Raw genomic sequence first — 24,051 nt, 5'->3', positions numbered from 1 at the left:
GATTGATCAGAGGGCGCGCCAGCCGACATAGGCGGCGACGACGAAGATCAGCCCGGCGAAGATACGGTTGAGCAGCCCCTTGCGGGTTGCGGCATAGGAAGCCATCCGCAGGCCGGCCATACCGCCGAACAGTCCGCCGAGGATAAACCAGCCGGCCGCGATCCAGTGTACCTGGCCGCTCAGCGCATAATTCGCCGCCGTGGTCAGACCGAAGCTGCCGACCGAGACGAGCGAGGCCGCCACCGCATTGAACATCGGCATGCCGCTGCCGGCCATGAGGCCAGGCACCACCAGAAACCCGCCGCCGATGCCGAAGAAGCCGCTGACCAGACCGGTCAGCAGTCCAAGCACCACCAGCTTGGGGAAAATGCGCCGGTTCAGCTGCACGTCCGGATCGCCGCCGGCTGCCTTGGGCCGCAGCATGGCAAGGCCGACCGCCACCATGGCAGCGGCAAACAGCAGCAGCAGATGGCGGCCGTCGACCAGCTTGCCGAGAGTCGATCCGGCAGCAGCTCCCAGCACGCCACTCACGGCGTAAACGGCGGCACAACGCCATTTCACGCTCTGGCGGCGCGCATGCATGGCCAGATTGGCAAAGGCATTGAGTGCCACTGCCAGCGCGCTGGTGCCGATCGCCAGATGTGTATCGGCGATGCCAACCAGATAGAGCAGGGCCGGCACGGCCAGGATCGAGCCACCGCCGCCGACCAGCGCAAGCGCGAAACCGACGGCCCCGCCGGAAGCAACTGCCCAGGCAGATTGTGCTGCGGTGAGGGTGAGCATGACTACAGCGCGTCGACGGGCAGTTTCAGATAGCGCAGGCCGTTCGCTTCCGGCGGCGGCAGTTCGCCGGCGCGCATATTCACCTGTACTGAAGGCAGGATCAGCCGCGGCATGTCGAGCGTGGCATCGCGCGCCCTGCGCATGGCAACGAAACTGTCTTCGTCCGTGCCGTCATGAACATGGATGTTGCTGGCGCGCTCCTCGGCCACGCTGGTCTCCCAGCGATAGTCGTCGCGGCCCGGCGCCTTGTAGTCGTGGCACATGAACAGCCGCGTCTCGGCCGGCAGCGCAAAGATCTTGCGGATCGAGCGGTAGAGCTGACGCGGATCTCCGCCGGGAAAATCGCAACGCGCGGTGCCGTAATCAGGCATGAACAGCGTATCGCCGACGAAGGCGGCATCGCCGATCACATAGGTCATGCAGGCCGGCGTATGGCCCGGCGTATGCATGGCGCGGGCTTCGACAGTGCCGATCCGGAAGGATTCGCCGTCCTTGAAAAGATGGTCGAACTGACTGCCGTCGCGGGCGAATTCAGTGCCGGCATTGAAGACCTTGCCGAAGGTGTTCTGCACCACGGTGATGTTGAAGCCGATGCCGAGCTTGCCGCCGAGCTGCTGTTTCAGATAGGGCGCTGCCGAAAGGTGATCGGCATGGACATGGGTTTCCAGAATCCATTCCGTTTTCAGGCCCTGCTGCCGGATGAAGGCAACGATGGCATCGGCCGAAGCCTTGCGCGTGCGTCCGGATGCCGGATCGAAGTCGAGCACGGAGTCGACGATGGCGCAGGCCTTGCTGGCCGGGTCTGCGACGACATAGCTGACCGTGAAGGTCGGTTCATCAAAAAACGCATGGACCTGGGGCTTCATCACTTGCTCCATTAGGCAGAGAGGAATTTGCGGTTCCAGGGCATCGCCGCCAGCAGGCGGGCCATACCGCAGAAGCCGGTCACGCCGGCCATCAGCAAGCCGGCGCCGACAAAGCCGCTGAGTGCGATGAACCAGGGCGAGACCAGCCAGGCCAGCACGGCGCCAAGCAGGGCCATGCCGCCGGCGGTGATCTGCACCTGGCGCTGCAGGTCGAGCGGCGCCTCGGCATTGAAGTGGACCGGCAGGCCGGCGCGCTTCCAGGCATCGAGACCCCCCTCGAGCACGTAAGCTTCACGGAAACCCTTGGCCAGCAGGCGCGAGGCATTCATCGCCGTGCGGTTGCCGCTGCGGCAGGTGAAAACGGCGACCTTGCTGCGCTCGGCATCGAAGTCGTGGCTGTCGATGGCGGCCAGCGGCACCAGACGGGCGCCGCGGATATGCTCGCGTGCATATTCGGATGGCTCGCGGATGTCGATCAGGACGATTTCGCCAGCCTGCAGACGCTGCTGCAGGTCGGCGGGGGCGATTTTGGGCAGGATTGACATGAGGTTACTCCGGGGGTGTCAGCGGGCGGGTTTGCAGAATTGCTCGTACAGCAGGCCGATCATCGTTTCGATGCGGGGATCGGCGAGCCGGTAGTAGATCGTCTGGCTGTCGCGACGCGTGGCGACCAGGCCGTCCTCGCGCAGGCGCGTCAGGTGCTGCGACAGCGCGGACTGGCTGAGGCCGACCGCCTCGGCGAGGCTGCCGACCGAGCGCTCTTCGCCGACCAGCTGGCACAGCGTGAGCAGGCGCTTTTCGTTGGCCAGCGCACTCAGGAAGCGGCTCGCCTCGGCGGCACTGGCTTTCAGCCTGGCCAGATCGGCTTTGCGCATGGTGTCCTCGCGGATTAATTAGGTATCGCTAAATTAGATAATGCTAATATAAAAATCAAGACCCGGCCTGTGAAATATACAAACCCTGAAATCAGGTGGGGTTCCGGGGTTTTCTGGCGAAAATCGTCAGCAGCATGGCGGCAAACACGCCGCCGGCGCCGAGCGCGAACAGCAGATCGTAGGAATGCGTGCGGTCGAACAGGTAGGAGAACAGGTAGCCCACGCCGGCCGAGGCCCCGGCGAAGCCGGCGGTGAGCCAGCCCCAGACCTTGCGGTGCGCGGCAAAGCCCACCAGTTCGACCACGCGTCCGGACGCCAGTGCCGAGATGCCCGGCGTCATCGCGCCGACGGTGACGGCAGAAACCGCCAGCGCAACCGGATGCTGCGAAACCAGCGGAATGGCAATGGCGAAACTCTTGATGGTGAGCACGACAACGATGCTGCGGTAGAAGCCGAACCGTTCGGCGGCGAAACCGACCAGCAGCGGACCGCTGATGGCGCCGACGCCGAACAGCACCCAGTAGAAACCGCCGGCGGCAACGCCGCGATCCAGGCCGCGCGCGACATAGTCGGCCAGGAAAACGGTGTGCGGTACGAAACCGGCGGCGTCCAGCGTGTAGGCAACCAGCAGCAGGGCGACCGGCAGGGTGAAGGCGCGGGCCGGCGCCTCGCCCTGCGGCGGCGGTGGCAGGGCGGTATCGCCATCCCACTGTTTCCAGGTCAGCCTCGCGATAACCAGCGCCAGCAGGCCCATGCCGATCCAGGTCGGCGCCGGGCCGAAGCTGGCGAGCGCGGGCACCAGCATGCCGGCGGTGATGATGCCGGTGCCGACGCCGGTGAAGATGATGCCGTTGCTGCGGCCGCGCTGGGCCAGCGGCGCGCGCGACAGGATCAAGGGGATCGCGCCGACCATCAGCAGGCCGCCGGTAAAACCGGCAAGAAACCGCCAGGGCGCGAACCAGACAAAGCCCCAGGGCAGGGCGCAGGCCATCAGGCTGACGGCCGACAGCAGCATGGAGGCGCGGATGAGTCGCGGCGCCGGCACGATTCTGGCCAGGGTGGTGGCAAGCAGGCTGCCCGCGACATAGCCGAACAGGTTGGTGGCGCCGAGATAGGCCGCCGCGCCGGCACTGAGCCAGCCATCCTGGATCAGCACCGGGATCAGCGGCGTATAGCCGAAACGGGCCAGACCGAGGCCAAGCAGCAATGCACCGAAACCGGCCAGGGCATTGCGTATGACGGGATTGATCATGGGGGCGAAGACACCGGAAAGCGGGCCAGAAAAGCCGGCGGGCATGCTAGCCCGGCAATCCGATATCTACGACCCCTGCCGCTATAATATTTGGCGATAGCTCGTATGCGTTCCGCGCCGGCTCAGGGTTATTTGCCGAGCAGGCCTTTCAGCTTGTCGGTCGGGCTGCTGCCCCCCGTCGTGCTGCCGCCGCCCGTGCCACCGAGCAGGCCGCCGGCCTGATCCTTGAGCAGGGTGCCGACCTGTTTCTGCAATTCGGCAGTGGCGACGCGCGAGGCCTGCGCGCTGATCGTCCCGATCACCTTTTCGGCCACCTCGGCCGGCGTGGCGCCGCCCTTGTCCTTGCCGATATCCTTGAGCTGGATGGTGGGCAGGGGCGCAGAGAGGGTGCGGCCCTGCAGCGCCTGGTGGGTCATGGCGATCTTGCCGTCGCGGATCACCAGATTCTCGATGATGACTTTTTTCTCAGGCTGTTTGCTGGCCGTCTTGTCGGCGCCGGCACTGCCACCCGCGCTCTGGTCAGGGGTGGTCTTGCCGCCGCTGAATTTGGCCGCATAGGATTGCACATTCTTCTGGATGGTTTCGAGATTGCCGCCGCCGCCGGCATATTCATACAGCACCGCCGGCTGCAGGATGGTGACGTCCTTGATGACGATGGTATTGGATTGCAGGGTCGAGATATCGAGCGCCATCCTGATATCGCCAAGGGTGATGGCATCCGCGGAACTGAACCCTTTGGGGTTTTTCACCGTCAGCGCGCTGAGTTCGCCGCTGCCGTCCGTGATCGACAGCTTGACGGCTTTGAGCGTCACGCTGGTTTGTGTGGCTTCCGAGCCATACCGCTCGACCACCGCCTTGACCAGGCTGTCGATATTGGAGGCGAAGTAATAGGCCGCGCCGGCAATGGCGATGACAACGATGGCTACGGCAAGGGCGATTTTCTTGATCATGGCTGTGTCCTCCGATGCATCCTGCCTGTCCCCGAACACTGCGGCGGATTATCCGCCCGCCGGGCGTCAACCTTCAATCACGATCTGTCTTCAGCCGTCATCTGGCCGCGACTAGTCAGGGCTCGGGAATCTGGCTAAAGTTAGCGCAACTGATATATCAGATGGGAGTGACAATGTCCGAGACCCTGCCGGCCGATCCGCTGGCGGAGCGTTTGAGCCGCTGCTACGCTTCCGCCGTCCATGATGTGCTGCGGGCGCAGGGTCACGATAACTGCCTGCTGCCCTATGACATCCGGCCGCTCAATATCAAACATACCCTGGCCGGCGAGGTCTGGACGGTGAGCGGGCATATCGACCGCACCAAATCGGCCCATGAGACACTGCTGCAATGGACCGGCGTGCTGTCGAAGGCGCCGGGCGGCAAGGTGGTGGTCTGCCAGCCGAACAACAGGGAAGTGGCGCTGATGGGCGAACTCTCGGCCTCGGCGCTGCAGCTCAAGGGCGTGCGCGGCTATATCGTCGATGGCGGCTGCCGCGATGCGGCGATGATCGACGAAATAGGTTTCCCGGTCTGGTGCAGCTTTTACACGCCCTCCGACATCGTCTCGCGCTGGGTGCCGGACAGCTTCGGTGCTCCGGTCACCATCGGCACCGTCACGGTCTGCAGCGGCGACTATGTGATCGCCGACCGCGACGGTATCGTGATCATTCCGGCGGCGAAGGCCGCCGACGTGATCACCCGCACCGAGGAGGTGATGGGCACTGAAGGTGAAGTCCGCCGCAACATCATGGCCGGCATGGATCCGCAGGAGGCCTACGAGCGGTATGGCAAGTTCTGACACCGATCCCAGGCTGCTGGTGCTGGCGCCGGGCGACAATATCGCCGTCGCCCGTCTGGAGATTGCGGCCGGCACGACCTTGCAGGTGGTGGGGCGGCCGGTGATGCTGCAGCGCGCCCTGGGCTTCGGCCACAAGATCGCGCTGCGCGACATCGCTGCAGGCGAGCGGATCGTCAAATACGGCGCACCGATCGGCCGCGCCACAGCGGATATTGCGCTCGGCGACTACGTGCATAACCACAATGTCGCCAGCGACTACATGCCCAATACAGTAGCGGTGGAGGCGGCGCCATGACTGATCTGGCGATGCGTGGCTGGCTGCGCTCCGACGGGCGCAAGGGTATCCGCAATTATGTGGCCGTGGCCTATCTGGTCGAATGCGCCCACCACGTTTCCAAGGAAATCGCCTGGCCCTATCGCGAGCAGGGCGCCCACGTGATCGGCTTTCCCGGCTGCTATCCCAATGCCTATGCGCTGAAAATGATGCAGCGGCTCTGCACGCATCCCAATGTCGGCGCCGTGCTGCTGGTCTCATTGGGTTGTGAGGGCTTCAACAAGAAACTGCTGGAACGCACGATCAGGGACAGCGGTCGCCCGGTCGAGCTGCTGGCGATCCAGGAGAATGGCGGTACCCGCTCGACCATCGAGAAGGGCCGCCAATGGGTCGAGACGCAGCTCAAGTCGCTGGCGGCCCAGCCGACCGAACCGATGGCGGTGTCGGACCTGGTGGTCGGCACCATCTGCGGCGGCTCGGATGCGACCTCGGGCCTGACCGCCAATCCGGCGATGGGCCGCGCCTTCGATTTCCTGGTGCAGGAAAAGGCGGCGGCGATCTTCGAGGAAACCGGCGAACTGATCGGCATGGAAGGCTGGATGGCCGAACGCGCCGTCACGCCGGAACTCGGCCATGAACTGAAGGCCTGTGTCGCCAAGGCAGCGCGGTATTACGAAACGCTGGGTTATCCCAGCTTCGCACCGGGCAATGCCGATGGCGGCCTGACCACGATCGAGGAAAAGTCGCTTGGCGCCTATGCCAAAAGCGGCGCCTCGCCGATCAGCGGCATCATCAAGCCGGGGGACATCCCCCCGCGCGGAGGGCTCTATCTTCTCGACGTCGTGCCCGATGGCGAGGTGCGTTTCGGTTTCCCCAATATCAGCGACAATGCCGAAATCGCCGAGCTGATTGCCTGCGGCGCGCATGTGATCCTGTTTTCGACCGGGCGCGGCTCGGTGGTCGGTTCGGCGCTTGCCCCGGTGATCAAGGTCTGCGCCAATCCCAGAACTTTCGCGCGCATGGCCGACGACATGGATGTGAATGCCGGCCGGATTCTCGAAGGCAGCGCCGACCTGGATACCGTCGGCCGGGAAATCTTCGACCTGATCAAGCGGGTCGGGGCAGGTGAGGCGACCAGGTCGGAAGGCCTCGGCCACCAGGAATTCATCCTCACTTACAAGAGTTTCGAACCGATCGGCCCGGCCTGCCTGCCGGCGGTCGCATAACACGCGGGAGACAGGCATGCGTTTGGAAGGCAAGACGGCAGTGGTGACGGCGGCGGCCCAGGGGATCGGCCGGGCCTCGGCCATCGCGTTCGCGCGCGAAGGCGCCACGGTGATCGCCACCGATGTGAACGAGGCCAAGCTGAAGGAGCTCGGCAGCCTGCCGAATATCCGCACCCGCAGGCTGGATGTGCTGGACACCGGGGCGATTGCCGGCTTCGCCAGGGAGGTCGGCGCCGTCGACATCCTGTTCAACTGCGCCGGCTTCGTGCATCACGGCACCATCCTGGAAACGGAAGAGAAGGACTGGGATTTCTCTTTCGACCTCAATGTGCGCGCCATGTATCGCCTGACCAGGGCTTTGCTGCCGGCGATGATTGCCGCCGGCAAGGGCGGCTCGATCGTCAATATGTCGTCGGCCTGTTCCTCGGTGAAGGGCGCGCCGAACCGTTTCGTCTACGGCACCACCAAGGCGGCCGTGATCGGCCTGACAAAATCGATCGCCGCCGATTTCATCAAGCATGGCATCCGCGCCAATGCGATCTGCCCTGGCACCATCCAGACGCCGTCGCTGGACGACCGCATCGCCAGCCAGGCTGCGGCGGCCGGCGGTGTCGAGCAGGCGCGCGCCGGCTTCGTGGCGCGCCAGCCGCTCGGCCGGCTCGGCACGCCGGAGGAAATCGCGGCGCTCGCGGTGTATCTCGCCGCCGATGAATCGGCCTTCACCACCGGCACCATCCACGTCATCGACGGCGGCTGGTCGATCTGATTTCTGGCTTGAGGAGAGAACAATGAAACTGCTGCGATACGGCCCGGTGGGCCAGGAGAAACCCGGCCTGCTCGATGCCGCGGGCGCGATCCGTGATCTGTCCACGGTAGTGCCCGACATTGCCGGTGCCACGCTCGGTCCGTCGGGCCTGGCCAAGCTCAAATCGCTCGATCCGATGGCATTGCCGGCGGTCGCGGGCAATCCGCGCATCGGTCCCTGCGTGGGCCATGTCGGCAAGTTCATCTGCATCGGCCTGAACTATTCCGACCATGCCGCCGAAACCGGCGCCACCGTGCCGCCCGAGCCGATCATCTTCATGAAGGCGACGTCGGCGATTACCGGACCGAATGACGATGTGATCATCCCGAAGACTTCGCAGAAGACCGACTGGGAGGTCGAGCTTGGCGTGGTGATCGGCTCGGTGGCCCGCTATGTCAGCGAGGCCGATGCGATGAAGCATGTCGCCGGCTACTGCCTGATCAACGATGTGTCGGAGCGTGCCTTCCAGACCGAGCGCCATGGCCAGTGGACCAAGGGCAAGAGCGCCGACAGTTTCGGCCCCATCGGTCCCTGGCTGGTGACGGCCGACGAAATACCGGATCCGCAGAATCTTTCGATGTTCTGCGACATCAATGGCAAGCGGTTCCAGGATGGCTCGACCAAGACCATGGTGTATGGCGTACGCTATCTGATCAGCTACCTGAGCCAGTTCATGTCGCTGCATCCCGGCGATGTGATCTCGACCGGCACGCCGCCGGGCGTCGGCATGGGCCAGAAGCCGCCGCTTTACCTGAAGGATGGCGACAAGATCCACCTCGGCATCGCCGGCCTGGGCGAGCAGCACCAGACCGCGCGCAATTACAAGGGCTGAAGCTACACAGGCTGGGGCGCGATGCGCCCCACCGATGTGAAGAAGGCTTCCACGGCGGCACGGCGCGGAATCGGGGCCACCGCGCCGTAGCCGATCGTGGTCAGCGCCGCCGCCGCATTGGCATAGGTGACGGCATCCAGCGGCGACATGCCGCGCGCGAGTTCGGCCAGGAAGGCGCCGTCGAAACAGTCGCCGGCGCCGGTTGCATCGACGGTCGGCACGCGATGGCCGGTCAGACGCCAGCGGCCCTCGGCATTGGCGACCAGTACGCCCTCGGCGCCGCATTTCAGCACCACCAGCGGAATCCCCATGCCACGGTAGAAATCGAGAATGGCCAGCGGATCACTCAGGCCGCTGAGCGCCGTGGCATCTTCCAGGCTGGGCAGCGCGATGTCGCTGAGCCGGAGCGCGGCATGGATGGCTTCGCGCGCGGTTTCCAGCGGCCAGAGCTTGAGCCGCAGATTGGTGTCGAAAGAGACCTTGCGGCCAGCCTTGCGCATGCGGGTAATTGCCGCCATCGCGGTATCGCGCAAAGAGGCACTGACCGCCAGCGTGATGCCGGAGACATGCAGCAGCTTGGTGTTTTCCAGCGCGTCGCCGGGCAGATCGGCCGGCGTCATGCGACTGGCGGCCGAATCCTTGCGGAAGTAGGTGAAGGTATGGCCCTTCTCGCCATGGGTGACGAAATAGACCGCCGTCGGCGCATCGGAGCGGCGGCCGATGGTGCTGATATCGACCCGCTCCTGCCGCCACAGATCGAGCAGCAGATCGCCGAACGGGTCTTGACCGACCAGGGTGCAATAGGCGACAACAGCATCCTGCCGCGCTGCAGCAATGGCGCAGTTCGAGGTGTCGCCGCCATAGCCGCGGAGATACTGGTCGCTATCGGCTCCGCCGGTCTGGTTGAATTCGACCATGGCTTCGCCGAGACAAAGAATGTCGAAAGCCATTTGAAGCGCCTCCATACCCGTCTTTCCTAGCCGAGAGGCGCGGAGAGGGCAAGCCAACTGACATATCAGATACTATCCGACTTGAAGCGACCCGGACCACACTGCTACGCTGTCGGCAGACAGTGAAGAAGGTCCGTCCCTTATGGCAAAAGCAAGCACAGCCCGTACCACGCGGCTGGAGCGCCCGAAATCCCTCACCGAACTGGTGAAGGATCATGTCCGGCGGCGGATCACCCATGGCGAGCTGATGCTGGGCGAGGCGCTGTCGGAAAACGTGCTGGCGGCCCAGCTTGGCATTTCCAAGACACCGGTGCGCGAGGCTTTGCTGCAGCTCAAGCTGGAAGGCCTGGTCGATATCCAGCCGCAGCGCGGCAGCTTCGTCTTCTCCCTGGAGCCCGAAGAGGCGGCCGAGATGTGCCAGTATCGCGTGATCCTGGAATCGGCGGCACTCCGCGATGCGCTGGCCCATGACGAGGCCGGGCTGATCGATGCCCTGGAGCAGAATGTCAAACGCATGGCCAAGGCGGTGGCCGATGGCGATATCCCAGCCTATCGCCGGCTCGATACCGAATATCACCTGCATATCCTGAACCGGGCCGGCAACCGCTTCCTGACCCAGGCCCATCAGCAGCTGGAAATGAAAATTCAGGCCCTGCGCGCCCGCGTCACCTCGAAGGAACGTACGGTCGGGGATTCGCTGGCGGAGCACCAGAATATCGTCAAGCTGCTGCGCGCCAAGGAACGTACCAAGGCGCTCAACCTGCTGGGTGTGCATATCCGCGCCGCCTCGCGCGACTACCAGATCATCCTGCATGAACAGGCTCGCGGGCGGGACAGGCGGAGCGGCTAGGCATGGCCGAGCGTGCCTTGAGTCATGGCGTGGATACCGGCCATTGGCGCGGCATCGCCTTCATGCTGCTGGGCACGGCGCTGTTCACCTTCAACGATGCCCTGGGTAAATGGATGGTGGCCAGTGTGGCCGTCGGCCAGCTGCTGTTCATCCGCTCGGCCGCCGCCCTGGTGATCCTGCTGCCGCTGGTGCATCGCGCCGGCTGGAGCGAGGTTTTTGTACTGGCCCAGCCGGGCCGGCATGCGGTTCGCCTGGCGTTGATCGTGGCCGAAGTGGCCTGCTTCTATCTGGCGGTGCGGCATCTGCCGCTTGCCGATGTGATGTCGGTCTATCAGGCCACGCCGCTGATCGTCACCGTGCTGGCGATCCCGCTGCTGGGGGAGGCGGTCGGCTGGCGTCGCGGCCTCGCAGTGGCGGTGGGGTTCATCGGTGTGCTGCTGGTGCTGCAGCCGGAAGGCGGCGTGTTCACCGCAGCGGCGCTGATCGCGCTGGCTGGTTCCACCGCCTATGCCCTGATGATGATCGTCACGCGGCAGCTGCGGCAGACCGGTGCGCTGTCACTGATCATCTATCATACGCTGGCGGTCGGCGCCGCCGGACTGCTGACGCTGCCCTGGGGCTGGCCGGCCGTTGATATGACCGGCATCAGTTATCTGGCGCTGATCGGCGTGGTCGCCACGGCGGCGCATATGTGCATGAACCAGGGGCTGCGGCTGGCGCCGGCCGCCGTGGTGGCACCCTATACGTATACATCACTGCTCTGGGCGATCCTGCTAGGCTGGCTGTTTTTCGCCGATCTGCCGACGCCGCTGATGCTGCTGGGTGCGGCGATCATCGTGGCGAGCGGACTGTTCGTCCTGCACCGGGAGCGCCAGATCAAGACGACCTGAGTAATTTATGGTTTCGAGGGAGGCCTGAATGACCGAGAAGAAAAAGCTGCGCAGCCGCGAATGGTTCGACAATCCGCACGATCCCGGCATGACCGCGCTGTATCTCGAACGCTATCTGAATTTCGGCCTCACGCTGGCCGAGCTGCGCGGCGGCAAGCCGATCATCGGCATCGCCCAGTCAGGCAGCGACCTGTCGCCCTGCAATCGCCATCATCTCGATCTGGCGACGCGCATCCGCGATGGCATCCGCGATGCCGGCGGCATCCCGATGGAATTTCCCACCCATCCGATCCAGGAAACGGGCAAGCGACCGACCGCCGCGCTCGACCGCAACCTGCTCTATATGACGCTCGCCGAGCTGCTCTATTCCTATCCGCTCGACGGCGTGGTGCTGACGACCGGCTGCGACAAGACCACGCCGGGTATGCTGATGGCGGCGGCCACCGTGGATATTCCCGCCATCGTGCTGTCGGGCGGCCCGATGCTGGATGGCTGGTACAAGGGCATGCGCGCAGGGTCCGGGACGGTGGTGTGGTTCGCACGCCAGGAGCTGGCGGCCGGCCGCATCAATTACGACCAGTTCCTGGAGATGGTGGCGTCGTCTGCGCCGAGCCCGGGCCACTGCAATACCATGGGCACGGCGCTGTCGATGAACAGCATGGCCGAGGCGCTCGGCATGTCGCTGCCCGGCTGTGCCTCGATCCCGGCACCGTATCGCGAGCGCGCGCAGATGGCCTACGAGACCGGCCGTCGCGCCGTCGAGATCGTGCATGAAGACCTGCGCCCGTCGAAGATCATGACGCGCAAGGCCTTCGAGAATGCCATCGTGGCCGCCAGCGCACTCGGCGCTTCCACCAACTGCCCGCCGCATCTGAATGCCATCGCGCGCCATATCGGCGTCGAACTGGACGTGAAGGACTGGGACAAGGTGGGTTACGATATTCCGCTGCTGGTCAACCTGATGCCGGCCGGGGAATATCTCGGCGAGGGCTTCCATCATGCCGGCGGCGTGCCGGTGGTGATGCGCGAGCTGCTGGAAGCCGGCAAGCTGCATGCCGATGCGCTCACCGTGAACGGCAGGACGATGGGCGAGAATGTGAAAGGCGCCGTCTGCGAGGACCGCAACGTCATCAAGCCCTACAAGCAGCCGATGCTGCCGGAAGCCGGCTTCGCCGTGCTCTCCGGCACGCTGTTCGACTCAGCCGTGATGAAGACCTCGGTCGTCTCGGCGGAATTCCGCAAGAAGTATCTGGAACGGCCGGGCGATCCGAATGCCTTCGAGGGCACGGCCATCGTCTTCGAGGGGCCGGAGGATTATCACGCGCGGATCAACGATCCGAAACTGCCAATCGACGAGAACAGTATCCTGGTGATCCGCGGCACCGGGCCCATTGGATATCCCGGAGCGGCCGAGGTGGTGAACATGCTGCCGCCCGACCGTTTGGTGAAACAGGGGATCAACCTGCTGCCCTGCATCGGCGACGGCCGGCAGAGCGGAACGTCGGGCAGCCCGTCGATCCTGAATGCTTCGCCGGAATCCGCGATTGGCGGCGGCCTGGCGATGCTGCAGACCGGCGACAGGATTCGCATCGACCTGAACAAGCGGAGCGCCGACATTTTAATTCCGAAAGAAGAGCTGGAACGTCGCCGCAAGGCCTGGGTACCGCCCAAGCTGGTCAACCAGACGCCGTGGCAGGAACTGCAGCGCAAGTATGTCGGCCAGTTGTCCACAGGCGGCTGCCTCGACTTTGCCACAGACTATCAGCGCATTGCCGAAACCTTCGGTGTGCCGCGGCATAACCACTGAGGGAATAAAGCGCCAAGTCTGATGTATCTACATCAGACGAGTGTCTAAGAATTGTCCCGCACTGGGGGCTTGGCAGGGCGGTTCCGGCTGGCTAAACTGATATATGAGATGCTACGGACATATGCCGCGTCGCATTGAAAACCGATAGAAAAACCCACAACGGGTCAGGCAGGGAGGAATTAAAAAATGAAGTCAGCCATGCGTAAAACCGCGGGGCGGATCGTCGCCACTGCGATTCTGGGCGGAGCGGTTCTGGCCGGTGCGACACCTGCACTGGCGCAGGAAAAGCTCACCGTCTGGTTCAACAAGGGGTTCTACCCGGCGGAAGACATCGCGCTGAATGCCGTGATCGAACGCTTCAAGCAGAAGACCGGCGTCACTGTCGAACTCAGCCTGTTCGGGGTCGAGGACATCATCACCAAGGCGGTCTCGGCGGTCGAAGCCAAGACACCGCCGGATGCCGCCTTCGGCTGGACCTTCGATTTCCGCACCGCCGGCAAGTGGGCCTATGAAGGCAAGCTGGAAGACCTGTCGGACATCATCACGCCGAACAAGGACAAGTTCCTGGCCGGCGTGCTCGATACGGCGTTCCTGCAGGGTCCGGGCGGCAAGCGCGCCTATTACGGCATGCCGATCTACCAGCAGACCATGCATGCCAACTACTGGAAGGACATGGTGGAGGAGGCCGGTTTCAAGGAAACCGACATTCCGAAGGACTGGAAAGGCTACTGGTCATTCTGGTGTGACAAGGTGCAGCCCGCGCTGCGCGCCAAGGGCAAGCGCGTCTATGGCATCGGCCACCCCTCGTCGGTGGAAGCCTCGGATACCTTCTTCAGCTTCCTCTCCTACGTGAATGCCTATGATGCATCGCCGGTCGACAAGGACGGCAAGCTTCTGATCAACGATCCGAAGATCAAGGCCAACATGGCTGCGGCCCTGAAGGACTATACGGATATTGTGATCAAGGGTTGCACCCCGCCCGGTTCGCTGTCGTGGAAGGATGTCGACAACAACGTCGCCTTCCACAACAAGACCACGCCGATGACGCATAACGCGACCATCTCGCTGCCCGGCAAACACATGGACGACATGATGAATGCCAAGGAGCAGAAGGATCGCGACCAGGCGAAGATCAACTACTACGACCTGATCCGCACCACCAACTGGCCGGCCAAGCCCGATGGCAAGCCGCTGCCCAACCTGGTGTCGATCAAGCTGGCAGTGGCCTTCGCCGACTCGCCGAACAAGAAGCGCGCCAAGGAATTCCTCGCCTTCCTGGCCCAGCCTGAGAATCTGATCCCTTATACCGAGGGTTCGCTCGGCCGCTGGTTCCCGGTGACCAAGGAAGCGGCGGAACGCCCCTTCTGGCAGGAAGACCAGCATCGCAAGAATGTGTACCAGCAGTTCGTGAAGCAGCCGACCGTGCCGTTCCAGTTCGTCTATAACTACAAGTTCACCACGGTGAACGCTGAGAACGTGTGGGGCCGTGCCATGTCGCGCGTCGTCCAGGACAAGATTTCGCCCGAGCAGGCGGTCGACGAGATGTTCGCCCGCATCAAGCAGCTGGTCGAAGGCTGAGTCTGAGCAGCGGCTGATCGTCGTGGTTGCTGTTCTCGACGTGCAAGCCGGGGAAAAGGCCCCAGGTCGTCTCTCGCAAGAGGCGGTCTGGGGCCTCATTTTCCTCGTGCCGTATATCGTGCTGTTTCTCACCCTGGTGATCTATCCGGTCGGCTACGGACTGATCCTCGGCTCCAACCCCAAAAGCTATGTGCGTCTGTGGACCGATCCGGTCTTCACGCGCACCATCGTCAATACCGTGGTCTTTCTCGGCGTGGCGGTGAATATCAAGCTGTTCCTCGCTCTGCTGCTGTCAGGCTTCTTCGTCCACGAGAAGCGCTGGATTCGCTGGCTCAGCGTGATCTTCATTCTGCCCTGGGCGATTCCCTCGATCCCTACCATCCTGTCCTTCCGCTGGATGCTCAATGCCGAATGGGGCATGCTGAATTCACTGATCTTCCGCCTCACGCTGGAAGACGGGCCGAACTGGCTGCTCGACCGCTGGAGCGGTCTGGGCATGATCAGCCTGGTCCATATCTGGAAATACCTGCCGTTCTGGACCCTGATCCTGCTGGCCGGTCGCCTGGCCATTCCGAAGGATCTCTATGAATCGGCCGATGTCGACGGCGCCAGTGGGCTGCAGAAATTCCGCTATGTCACTTTCCCCAGCATGCGGAATCTTTACATCACCTGCACCCTGCTCTCGACCATCATGAGTCTGGGCGATTTCAACTCGATCTACCTGCTGACCGGTGGTGGACCCGCCGACTCGACGCAGACTCTGGCCACGCTGGGTATCCGCTACGCCTTCGGCATGTCCGAGGTCGAAGTGGGCGTGACCACCGTGGTGGTGGCGCTGCCGGTCATGCTGCCGCTGCTGGTGTTGATGCTGCGGCGCATGAGGAAGGGCGAGCAGCCATGAGTCTCCGTAAAATCTTCAACGAAGCACGGCTGATGCTGCTCGGGATCGTCATCTTCATCTGGACGCTGATCCCGATCTATCACCTGTTCGTCATGTCGATCACGCCGCGGGTGGAAACCTTCGCCGGTGCGCTCTGGCCGTCGCGCCCGACGCTGGAAAACTATGAGACCGTGGTAAAGCAGGGGCACTACTATCTTGAGCATTTCTGGCAGCAATTGTGGAACAGTGCCTTTGTTGCGGTGATGGTCTGCGCCATTACCCTGGCCATTGCCTCGACCGCCACCTTTGCGATCAGTCGGCTGCGGGTGCGCGGCGGCCGGCTGGTTTCGAACATGGCACTGGCGACTTACCTGATCCCGCCGGCCTTCCTGGCGATTCCGATGTACAAGGTGATGGGTGTCTATGGCCTGCTCAATACGCAATGGTCGCTGATCCTCACCATGGTGACCTTCGCTTCGCCCTATGCCATCTGGGTGCTGAAGCAGTATGCCGACAAGCTGCCTTATGAACTGGATGAGGCGGCCCGCATCGACGGTGCCAGCCCGCTGCAGATATTCCGTCTGATCTACCTGCCGTTGATGGCGCCGTCGCTGGTGGCGATCGGCACCTATGCCCTGCTGCTGGCCTGGAACGAATATCTCTATGCTTTCCTGCTGCTGTCGGCAGACAAGGACATTACGCTGGCCGTGGCGCTTGGCCATTTCCTCACCACCGACGATGCGCCATTCAACGTGCTGATGGCGACCGGTGCGGTTTATGCGCTGCCGCCGGCGGCGATCTATTATGTGTTCCGGCGTTACATGGTGTCCGGTCTCACTGCGGGGGCAGTGAAGTCGTAGGTCTTTACTCGACACTACAAAAGAAGAGTTACAGGGAGTTTGAAATGGCGAGCGTGAGTGTGGAAGCGGTGCGCAAACGCTATGGCGCGCTGGAAGTGGTCCACGGCATCGATATTGTGATCCCGGACGGCGAGTTCGTCGTGCTGGTCGGCCCGTCCGGCTGCGGCAAGTCCACTCTTCTGCGCATGATCGCCGGCCTGGAGGAAATTTCCGGCGGCATCATCCGCATCGGCGAACGCGTGGTCAACGAAGTCCCGTCGAAGGACCGCGATATCGCCATGGTGTTCCAGAATTATGCGCTCTATCCGCATATGACGGTACGTGAGAATATGGGCTTTTCCCTGAAACTGCGCGGTGCCGGAACGAGCGTGATCGTGGAGCAGGTGCGCCGGGCGGCAGAAATCCTCAGCCTGAGCAGCCTGCTGGACCGTTATCCCAAGCAACTGTCGGGCGGTCAGCGCCAACGTGTCGCCATGGGACGCGCCATCGTGCGTAACCCGCAGGTCTTCCTGTTCGACGAGCCGTTGTCGAACCTGGACGCGAAACTGCGCGTGCAGATGCGCACCGAGATCAAGGCGCTGCACCAGAAACTCAAAACCACCTCGATCTACGTCACTCACGACCAGATCGAGGCGATGACCATGGCCGACCGTATCGTGGTGATGCATGACGGCATCGTCGAGCAGGTCGGCACGCCGCTCGATCTCTACGACCGGCCCGCCAACCTGTTTGTCGCCGGCTTCATCGGCTCGCCGGCGATCAATCTGCTGCGCGGCACGCTGCGCCGCGACGGTGGTCGCAACTGGGTCGCCACCGATGCCGGTATCGACCTGCCACTGGGCGGCAATGCCGGCGGCAAGGACGGGCAGGCCGTGGTCTACGGCTTCCGGCCGGAACATCTGGCTCTGGGCAATGACGGCGGTCTGCCGGTCAGGGTGGATGTGGTCGAGCCGACTGGTGCCAGCACCTTCGTCTATGCTGACCTGAGCGGCGCGCAGATCTGCGGCGTATTCACCGAGCGGCACGGCTTCCATTCCGGCGAAACCATGCACCTGATGCCGCAGCTGGACCGCGTGCATCTCTTCGATGCCGGTACGGGCCACCGTCTCGTCGGCTGATCAGCGGCGCCGCGCCCGATGATCGGCATAGACTGGGGCAGCAGCGGCTTCCGCGCCTATCGCATTGCATCTGACGGCGCGGTACTTGAGCGCCGCGTTGCCGCTTCCGGCATTGCCAGCCTGACGCCGACCGATTATGCCGCCGTGCTGCAGCAACAGATCGGCGACTGGCTGCAGGCCGAACCCGAAGCGGCGGTTCTGCTGTCAGGCATGGTCGGCAGCCGGCAGGGCTGGCGCGAGGCCGCCTATGCCGAATGTCCCGTCGGTCCGGGCGACCTGGCGGACAAGCTCTGCCCGGTCGAGCTCGGCGATGGTCGGATCGCTCATATCGTGCCAGGCCTGTCCTGCCGCAACGCGGAGGGCATTCCCGATGTGATGCGCGGCGAAGAAACGCAGATTTTCGGTCTCGACCTGGCTGGCGATGCCAGCATCTGCCTGCCCGGTACCCATTCCAAGCATGTGCAACTGCGAGCCGGACGCATCGTTGGTTTTGCCACGGCGATGACCGGTGAGGTTTTCGCCCTGCTGAAAAACCACGGTCTGATCGCGGCGATGCTGGAACCTGAAACCGGCGCGGATTTGGATACCGCTGCCTTCGAGGCTGGCCTTGCCTTATCCGGCCGGCCGGGCGGTCTGCTGCATCACATCTTCAGTGTGCGCACGCGAAGGCTGTTCAACGAGCTTTCCGGGACGGCTGCGACGCACTATCTTTCAGGTATCCTGATCGGCCATGAGCTGCGGGTTACCGCCTGGGCCGGACGGGTCGTCATCGTCGGAACCGGCGTGCTGGCGATGCGTTACCGGAAGGCTTTCGCCTTCCTCGGCATGGATGCCGATGTGGCGCCGGAAGATGCCGCAGCAGCCGGGCTATACCGTCTCGGCCAGCTGGCGGCGAGGAGGACGCCATGAAGGACCTGTCAGCCTGGCTGCAGGCCTGCCCCGCGATTGCCATTCTGCGCGGCGTAAAGCCCGACGAGGTGGTCGATATCGGGGCAGCCCTGATCGAAACCGGCATCCGCATCATCGAGGTGCCGCTCAACTCCCCCGATCCGCTGGCCAGTATCAAGAATCTGGCCAAGCGCTATGGCGACCAGGCCCTGATCGGGGCCGGCACGGTGGTCGATTGCACCATGGTCAAGCGCATCTGCCAGGCCGGCGCACAGCTGGTGGTCTCGCCGCATGCCTGCGGCGATGTGGTGCAGAAGGCCAAGGTGCTCGACATGATCGCCATTCCCGGCTTCTTCACGCCGACCGAAGCCTTTGCGATGATCCAGGCCGGCGCCGACGGGCTGAAACTGTTTCCGGCCGAGGCCGCTTCTCCGGCTGTGCTGAAAAGCCTGCGTGCCGTATTGCCCAGCACCATGCCGGTGATCCCGGTCGGCAGTATCAATGCCGACAATATGGATCCCTGGCTGGAGGCCGGCGCAGCCGGCTTCGGCCTTGGCGGTTCGCTCTACAAGCCTGGCTTCACGCCGCAGAAGGTGGCCAAGCGGGCGCGGGCGGTGATGCGCGTGATCCAGCCGGCCCAGGCGGCGGAATAGCTGGAGCAACAGGCTAGAGGAATTTCGCCGCGATATCCGTGGTCGAAACCCTGCCGATGTCGTCGTAGTGCTGGCGCAAGAAGCTGCCGGCCTGACGACGGCCCAGTGCATGGAGTTTTTGCAGGAAGCCCCATTCGACATTGTATTTGCTGGTCGCACCGTAGGCGGCGAGTTCCTTCTCTGCGTCGATGGTGTGAATCATCATGCGCCTGAGCCGGCCGCCATCATCGAAGCCGGCTTCGATCATGCGGGTGACGAAAGAAATCGCCCGCATCTCGCGCACCAGGCTGGAATTGAAGCTCAGCGTATTGGCGCGGTCGAGGATCGTCTGCGGCGTCTTCGGCACGGCGGGAATCTTCATCGGGTTGATCTGCACGATCAGCACGTCGCGGCAGTCGCAGTTGTAGATGATAGGGAAGATCGGCGGATTGCCCATGAAGCCGCCGTCCCAGTAATGGCTCTTGCCGATTTTCACCGCCTGGAACAGTTGCGGCAGGCAGGCCGAGGCGAGCAGGGCGTCGATACTGAGCTCCTGGTTCTGGAAGACCTTGATCTTGCCCTCCAGCACATCGGTGGCGCAGACAAACAGCTTCAGCGAGATGCATTCATGCAGGCTGTCGCAGTCGATGGTCTTTTCCAGGATGTCGCGCAGCGGATTGTTGTTGCGCGGGTTGGTCTGGTAGGGCGATGCCAGCTTGGTGGTCATCTCGAGCAGATGGTAGCTCGGTGAATAGTCGATCCCGCCGAACTTGAACCACTGGTCCAGCAGGGTGGGGCGGAAGGGCGACAGCGCGGCTGCATCCGCCACCCGTTTCCAGAAGTCCTGCAGGCTGGCACGGGCCATCGCCGGTCCGCCTTTATGCAGGCCATAGGCCATCACGGCGGCATTCATCGCGCCGGCCGAGGTGCCGCTGATGCCTTCGATCTCGAAACAGTCTTCTTCCAGCAGCCGGTCCAGCACGCCCCAGGTGAAGGCGCCATGCGTGCCGCCGCCCTGCAGGGCGAGGTTGAGCGGCTTGCGCTTCCGCGTCCGGCGCGCGGGTTTCGGCTTGGCCGTGCGGGTTCTGGCCACAGCGGCTTTAACGGCCTTGGCGACGGCCTTCTTAATTTTGGTCTGTACCGGCATGGCGAGGTGCGAGAGCCCGTGGCAAAATGCGGCGATGAGCGACACTATGCAGGTCTTCGACCGCGCCGCCAAGCGGCGTCAGCGCCAGCGCCCTGCCACACAGGCCGGCGACTACGACTTTCTGCGTGCGGCGGTGGCCGAGCGGCTGCTCGACCGCCTGGACGATGTGCGGCGCGGCTTTCCCATTGCACTGGTGCAGGGCTGCGATGCGGCTTGGCTGCAACCGCATCTGGGCAGGCGCGGCCAGATTGAAACCCTGATCACCATGGATTCGCTTGCCGGTCGCGGCAGTCATGTGATCGGCGACGAGGAGTTCCTGCCTTTCGGTGCGGCGAAATTCGATCTGGTGATCGCCCTGCTCAATCTGCACTGGGTGAACGACCTGCCCGGCGCGCTGCTGCAGATCCGCCATGCGCTGAAGCCGGACGGGCTTTTCCTCGGCACCATGCTGGGCGGTTCGACCCTGACCGAGATGCGCCAGTCATGGCTGGCGGCTGAAGCCGAGCTGGAAGGCGGTGCCAGCCCGCGCATTTCGCCGATGGCAGAAACCCTGGATGGCGCCGCCCTGCTGCAGCGCGCCGGCTTTGCCCTGCCGGTCGCCGACAGCGAGGTGATCCCGGTCACCTATGCCGATGCCTTCCGCCTGATGCGCGACCTGCGCGGCATGGGCGAGACCAATGCCGTGCGCGACCGGCGCAAGCATTTCACCCGGCGGGCCACGCTGTTCCGCATGGCCGAACTGTATCAGCAGCGTTTTGCCGGCACCGACGGACGCATCCCGGCGAGCTTCGAGGTCATCACGCTGACCGGCTGGTCGCCGCATGAAAGCCAGCAGAAGCCGCTGCGCCCGGGCCAGGCCACGCATCGCCTTTCCGATGCGCTCGGCACCGTGGCCCATCCGGTCGGCGGACCGCCCAAGGCGCATTAGCCGGCCCGAACTAGCTTTCCGGTGTGAACAGCAGTTCCAGGATGCGTTTCAGCGCGGTATCGGCGGCTTTGCGCGCCACCGCTTCATCCTTCGCCTCTGCCAGCCACAGCGCCGCTTCGTTCATCGCCCCGCTCAGCAGGTAGGTGAGGGCCTCGGCAGAAAGGCGCTGGCCGCGCGGCAATTCGGCCAATGCGGCATCGATCCCCTGCCGCAGCGAGCCCATGCCATAGCGCGCGTCGATTTCGCGCCAGTGCTGCCAGCCAAGCACCGATGGCGCATCGGTCAGGTAAATCTGCCTGGCGGCCGGTTCGAGGCAGGCATCCATGAAAGCCTGCGTGCCCCTGACCAGCCCATCGACCGGCGACTTCGCCCTGGCCGCCGCCCGTTCGATGGCGCTCAGCACTTCCTGTGCCACCTGTTCGACCACGGCGGCAAACAGCGCCTGTTTGTCCGCGAAATGATAGTAGAGCGCGCCGCGCGTGACAGCGGCTTGCGCCACCACCTCTTCGGTGCCGGTGGCGGCATAGCCCTTTTCGGCAAACAGCGCCCGCGCGGTGGCCAGCAGGGCTGCCCGCGTGGCCGCATGTTTTTCAGCCTTGCTTTGGCGTTTCTCTTGCATACATACAGCCTGTATGTTTATATTCAGTCCAGGGCCGGTTGTCGAGCCGGTTTACACATCGTCCATCCGATCCGCCGAGGAGCCGTCATGAAGCTCACCAGTTACTACCCCGTGATCTGCACCGCCGCGCTGGCCGAAACCCGGGCGTTTTACGAGGCCCATTTCGATTTCGCCGCGGCCTTCGAGAGCGACTGGTATGTGCATCTGACCAGCCGGAGCGATTCGCGCGTCCATCTTGCCATACTCGACCACAGTCATCCGACGATTCCGGAGGGCTATCGCAAGCCGGCCCAGGGCATGCTGCTCAATTTCGAGGTCGAGGATGTGGATGCGGCTTATGAAAAGGCCCGGAAGTCCGGGCTGGATATCCGCCTGACGCTGCGGGACGAGGTCTTCGGCCAGCGTCATTTCATCCTCGCCGATCCGAGCGGCGTACTGGTCGATGTGATCAAGCCGATCGCGCCATCGGAAGAATTCGCGGCGCAGTACAAGTCCGAGATTCTGGACAAGATTTCGGGCTAGCCCAGCAGGTCGCGCAGCATGGCCACCAGCGGCACGTCCGCCGGCGGCATCGGGAGTCCGGTCATTTTAACCGGGCGCACCCATTTCATCGCCTGACCTTCGCGCGGCTGCGGCTGGCCGGCCCAGCGGCGGCAGACATAGAGCGGCATCAGCAGGTGGAAATCGTCGTAGGCATGGCTGGCGAAGGCAAACGGCGCCAGGCAGGCCGCGCTGATATCGAGATGCAGTTCCTCATGCAGTTCGCGGATCAGGGCCGCTTCCGGCGTTTCGTTCGCTTCGACCTTGCCGCCGGGAAATTCCCACATGCCGGCCAGTTTCTTGCCCGGCGGGCGCTGGGTCAGCAACACGCGGCCGTCGGTATCCACCAGCGCGACGGCCACCACCAGCACCACCGGCTTGGGTGCCAGCAAGGCGGTTGCATCGCCGGGACAGAGTGGATCGTCAGCTGCGATAGTCGGCATTGATGTCGATATAGCCGTGCGTCAGGTCGCAGGTCCAGACGCGCGCCGCGCCCTTGCCGACGGCGACATCCACCTCGATGCGCACATCGCGGCCCTGGAAATGCCTGGTGGCGGCGGCATCGTCGTGATCGGGCCGCACCATGCCGTTCTTGGTCACGGCCTTGCCGCCGATCTTGATCACCAGCTTGTCGCGGTTGGCCGGCTCGGCCGACTTGCCGACCGCCATGATGATGCGGCCCCAGTTGGCATCGGCGCCGGCAATCGCGGTCTTCACCAGCGGCGAATTGGCAATCGCGCGGGCCATGATACGGGCCGAGGCATCGCTCCTGGCGCCGGTCACGTCGATGGTCACCAGCTTCTGCGCGCCTTCGCCATCGCGGGCGATCTGCTGGGCGAGGTCGCTCATCACGGCTGCCAGCGCGCGGCGGAAATCGGCCAGCCGCTTGTCGGAGGCCTTGGCATGCGGTGCATTGCCGGCCTGACCGGTGGCAAACAGCAGCACGGTATCCGAGGTGGAGGTATCGCCATCCACCGTCAGGCAGTTGAAGCTCTGGTTGTTGGCGCCCTTCAGCAGGGCCTGCAGCGTATCGGCCGGCAGCTTTGCGTCGGTAACGATGAAGGCCAGCATGGTTGCCATGTCCGGCGCGATCATCCCCGAGCCCTTGCAGAAGCCGTTGATCGTCACGGTCTTGCCGTCGATCTTGCAGCTTGCGGTGGCCAGCTTGGGGAAGGTGTCGGTGGTCATGATCGCCCTGGCGGCGGTCATCCAGCCTTCGGCTTTCAGTCCAGCCTTCAGCTTCGACATCTGCGCCACGATCTTTTCGGCCGGCAGAATCTGGCCGATCACGCCGGTGGAGGCGAGATAGACTTCGCTGGCCTTGCAGCCGACCGCCCTGGCAGCGCCATCGGCGGTGGCCTTCGTTGCCTGCGCTCCGGCCTTGCCGGTAAACACATTGGCGATGCCGGCATTGACCACCAGGGCCCGGGCCGCGCCGTTTGGCAGAATCTTGCGGCACCATTCCACCGGTGCACCCGGCATGGAGGAGCGCGTGAACAGGCCGGCCACCTTGGTTCCCGTGGCGAATTCGATCAGCAACAGATCGTCGCGGCCCTTGTAGCGCATGCCGGAAAGGGCAGCGGCAAACCGCGCGCCAGCCACGGCCGGCAGTTCGGGATAGGCGGACGGGGCCAGCGGCGAAACCGGATGCGCAGCCATCGG

General features: G+C 63.9%; 27 protein-coding genes. 16 read left to right on the top strand and 11 right to left on the bottom strand.

Going from position 1 to position 24,051, the window contains the following annotated elements; translation table 11 throughout:
- Positions 1-6 precede the first annotated feature (6 nt).
- The 6 genes from OJJ21_RS12900 to OJJ21_RS12875 form a co-directional block, all read right to left on the bottom strand.
- Positions 7-783 carry a sulfite exporter TauE/SafE family protein gene (locus OJJ21_RS12900; RefSeq protein WP_297686860.1) on the bottom strand — a complete coding sequence of 259 codons (777 nt, stop codon included), beginning with the start codon at positions 781-783 and terminating at the stop codon, positions 7-9.
- Between the two features lie 2 nt (positions 784-785).
- On the bottom strand, positions 786-1,649 hold the full coding sequence (locus OJJ21_RS12895; RefSeq protein WP_297686858.1) for an MBL fold metallo-hydrolase: 864 nt from the start codon (positions 1,647-1,649) through the stop codon (positions 786-788).
- 11 nt (positions 1,650-1,660) lie between these two features.
- Positions 1,661-2,194 (bottom strand): rhodanese family protein, encoded by a 534-nt coding sequence (locus tag OJJ21_RS12890; protein ID WP_297686856.1) that lies wholly within the window; start codon positions 2,192-2,194, stop codon positions 1,661-1,663.
- Between the two features lie 18 nt (positions 2,195-2,212).
- Positions 2,213-2,524 carry a metalloregulator ArsR/SmtB family transcription factor gene (locus OJJ21_RS12885; RefSeq protein WP_297686853.1) on the bottom strand — a complete coding sequence of 104 codons (312 nt, stop codon included), beginning with the start codon at positions 2,522-2,524 and terminating at the stop codon, positions 2,213-2,215.
- 91 nt (positions 2,525-2,615) lie between these two features.
- Positions 2,616-3,776 carry a YbfB/YjiJ family MFS transporter gene (locus OJJ21_RS12880; protein ID WP_297686851.1) on the bottom strand — a complete coding sequence of 387 codons (1,161 nt, stop codon included), beginning with the start codon at positions 3,774-3,776 and terminating at the stop codon, positions 2,616-2,618.
- 128 nt (positions 3,777-3,904) lie between these two features.
- On the bottom strand, positions 3,905-4,726 hold the full coding sequence (locus tag OJJ21_RS12875) for a hypothetical protein (RefSeq protein ID WP_297686849.1): 822 nt from the start codon (positions 4,724-4,726) through the stop codon (positions 3,905-3,907).
- Positions 4,727-4,899: 173 nt separating this feature from the next.
- Between OJJ21_RS12875 and OJJ21_RS12870 the strand changes: the two genes are divergently transcribed.
- The 5 genes from OJJ21_RS12870 to OJJ21_RS12850 are packed head-to-tail and all read left to right on the top strand — an operon-like array spanning position 4,900 to position 8,702.
- Positions 4,900-5,565, top strand: a complete 666-nt coding sequence (locus OJJ21_RS12870) for a hypothetical protein (RefSeq protein ID WP_297686847.1) — start codon at positions 4,900-4,902, stop codon at positions 5,563-5,565.
- Entirely contained in the window at positions 5,552-5,860 is a 309-nt protein-coding gene (locus OJJ21_RS12865; RefSeq protein WP_297686845.1) for a UxaA family hydrolase, read from the top strand. The genes OJJ21_RS12870 and OJJ21_RS12865 overlap by 14 nt, the downstream gene beginning before the upstream one ends.
- Positions 5,857-7,065, top strand: coding sequence for a UxaA family hydrolase (locus OJJ21_RS12860; protein WP_297686843.1), 1,209 nt, complete (start codon positions 5,857-5,859; stop codon positions 7,063-7,065). The genes OJJ21_RS12865 and OJJ21_RS12860 overlap by 4 nt, the downstream gene beginning before the upstream one ends.
- 16 nt (positions 7,066-7,081) lie before the next feature.
- Positions 7,082-7,831 carry an SDR family oxidoreductase gene (locus OJJ21_RS12855; protein WP_297686841.1) on the top strand — a complete coding sequence of 250 codons (750 nt, stop codon included), beginning with the start codon at positions 7,082-7,084 and terminating at the stop codon, positions 7,829-7,831.
- 22 nt (positions 7,832-7,853) lie between these two features.
- Positions 7,854-8,702: a fumarylacetoacetate hydrolase family protein gene (locus tag OJJ21_RS12850; protein ID WP_297686839.1), complete on the top strand. Its 849-nt coding sequence runs from the start codon at positions 7,854-7,856 to the stop codon at positions 8,700-8,702.
- Between the two features lie 2 nt (positions 8,703-8,704).
- On the opposite strand, the gene OJJ21_RS12845 is transcribed toward OJJ21_RS12850, so the two are convergent.
- Positions 8,705-9,667 carry a sugar kinase gene (locus tag OJJ21_RS12845; protein ID WP_297686837.1) on the bottom strand — a complete coding sequence of 321 codons (963 nt, stop codon included), beginning with the start codon at positions 9,665-9,667 and terminating at the stop codon, positions 8,705-8,707.
- Between the two features lie 127 nt (positions 9,668-9,794).
- Here OJJ21_RS12845 and OJJ21_RS12840 point away from each other — a divergent pair, with 127 nt between their 5' ends.
- From OJJ21_RS12840 to OJJ21_RS12800, 9 genes are all read left to right on the top strand, one after another.
- Positions 9,795-10,502, top strand: coding sequence for a GntR family transcriptional regulator (locus OJJ21_RS12840; RefSeq protein WP_297686835.1), 708 nt, complete (start codon positions 9,795-9,797; stop codon positions 10,500-10,502).
- Between the two features lie 2 nt (positions 10,503-10,504).
- Positions 10,505-11,392 (top strand): DMT family transporter, encoded by an 888-nt coding sequence (locus OJJ21_RS12835; protein WP_297686833.1) that lies wholly within the window; start codon positions 10,505-10,507, stop codon positions 11,390-11,392.
- A 28-nt stretch (positions 11,393-11,420) separates the two neighbouring features.
- Entirely contained in the window at positions 11,421-13,199 is a 1,779-nt protein-coding gene (locus OJJ21_RS12830; RefSeq protein WP_297686831.1) for an IlvD/Edd family dehydratase, read from the top strand.
- 198 nt (positions 13,200-13,397) lie between these two features.
- The gene (locus OJJ21_RS12825; RefSeq protein WP_297686829.1) at positions 13,398-14,777 is read left to right on the top strand and encodes an ABC transporter substrate-binding protein; all 1,380 of its coding nucleotides are present in this window, start codon (positions 13,398-13,400) and stop codon (positions 14,775-14,777) included.
- A 22-nt stretch (positions 14,778-14,799) separates the two neighbouring features.
- Positions 14,800-15,678 carry a sugar ABC transporter permease gene (locus tag OJJ21_RS12820; protein ID WP_297686826.1) on the top strand — a complete coding sequence of 293 codons (879 nt, stop codon included), beginning with the start codon at positions 14,800-14,802 and terminating at the stop codon, positions 15,676-15,678.
- Complete coding sequence (locus OJJ21_RS12815; protein ID WP_297686823.1) at positions 15,675-16,517, top strand: carbohydrate ABC transporter permease; 843 nt, start codon at positions 15,675-15,677, stop codon at positions 16,515-16,517. Before OJJ21_RS12820 ends, OJJ21_RS12815 begins: the two co-directional genes overlap by 4 nt.
- A 44-nt stretch (positions 16,518-16,561) precedes the next feature.
- A complete protein-coding gene (gene ugpC, locus OJJ21_RS12810) occupies positions 16,562-17,635 on the top strand; it encodes a sn-glycerol-3-phosphate ABC transporter ATP-binding protein UgpC (protein ID WP_297686821.1) in 1,074 nt (357 codons plus the stop codon).
- 18 nt (positions 17,636-17,653) lie between these two features.
- Positions 17,654-18,544, top strand: coding sequence for a 2-dehydro-3-deoxygalactonokinase (locus OJJ21_RS12805; RefSeq protein ID WP_297686820.1), 891 nt, complete (start codon positions 17,654-17,656; stop codon positions 18,542-18,544).
- Positions 18,541-19,176: a 2-dehydro-3-deoxy-6-phosphogalactonate aldolase gene (locus tag OJJ21_RS12800; protein WP_297686818.1), complete on the top strand. Its 636-nt coding sequence runs from the start codon at positions 18,541-18,543 to the stop codon at positions 19,174-19,176. The genes OJJ21_RS12805 and OJJ21_RS12800 overlap by 4 nt, the downstream gene beginning before the upstream one ends.
- 13 nt (positions 19,177-19,189) lie before the next feature.
- Here OJJ21_RS12800 and OJJ21_RS12795 read toward each other — a convergent pair whose 3' ends face one another.
- Positions 19,190-20,347 (bottom strand): patatin-like phospholipase family protein, encoded by a 1,158-nt coding sequence (locus OJJ21_RS12795; protein ID WP_297686816.1) that lies wholly within the window; start codon positions 20,345-20,347, stop codon positions 19,190-19,192.
- Between OJJ21_RS12795 and OJJ21_RS12790 the strand changes: the two genes are divergently transcribed.
- Positions 20,337-21,230, top strand: coding sequence for a methyltransferase domain-containing protein (locus tag OJJ21_RS12790; RefSeq protein ID WP_297686815.1), 894 nt, complete (start codon positions 20,337-20,339; stop codon positions 21,228-21,230). The genes OJJ21_RS12795 and OJJ21_RS12790 overlap by 11 nt on opposite strands.
- Before the next feature lie 10 nt (positions 21,231-21,240).
- On the opposite strand, the gene OJJ21_RS12785 is transcribed toward OJJ21_RS12790, so the two are convergent.
- Entirely contained in the window at positions 21,241-21,849 is a 609-nt protein-coding gene (locus OJJ21_RS12785) for a TetR/AcrR family transcriptional regulator (RefSeq protein WP_297686812.1), read from the bottom strand.
- An 87-nt stretch (positions 21,850-21,936) separates the two neighbouring features.
- Here OJJ21_RS12785 and OJJ21_RS12780 point away from each other — a divergent pair, with 87 nt between their 5' ends.
- A complete protein-coding gene (locus tag OJJ21_RS12780; protein ID WP_297686810.1) occupies positions 21,937-22,371 on the top strand; it encodes a VOC family protein in 435 nt (144 codons plus the stop codon).
- Here the strand turns inward: OJJ21_RS12780 and OJJ21_RS12775 are convergent.
- Complete coding sequence (locus OJJ21_RS12775; protein WP_297686808.1) at positions 22,368-22,832, bottom strand: (deoxy)nucleoside triphosphate pyrophosphohydrolase; 465 nt, start codon at positions 22,830-22,832, stop codon at positions 22,368-22,370. The two genes, OJJ21_RS12780 and OJJ21_RS12775, sit on opposite strands and share 4 nt — an antisense overlap.
- Entirely contained in the window at positions 22,813-24,048 is a 1,236-nt protein-coding gene (gene argJ / locus OJJ21_RS12770) for a bifunctional glutamate N-acetyltransferase/amino-acid acetyltransferase ArgJ (RefSeq protein WP_297686806.1), read from the bottom strand. The genes OJJ21_RS12775 and argJ overlap by 20 nt, the downstream gene beginning before the upstream one ends.
- Positions 24,049-24,051: the final 3 nt, after the last annotated feature.

The organism is Ferrovibrio sp. (genome assembly GCF_025869515.1).
Classification (GTDB): domain Bacteria; phylum Pseudomonadota; class Alphaproteobacteria; order Ferrovibrionales; family Ferrovibrionaceae; genus Ferrovibrio.
The sequence above is the reverse complement of the archived record's forward strand: the minus strand, read 5'-3'. Positions and strand labels throughout refer to the sequence as shown.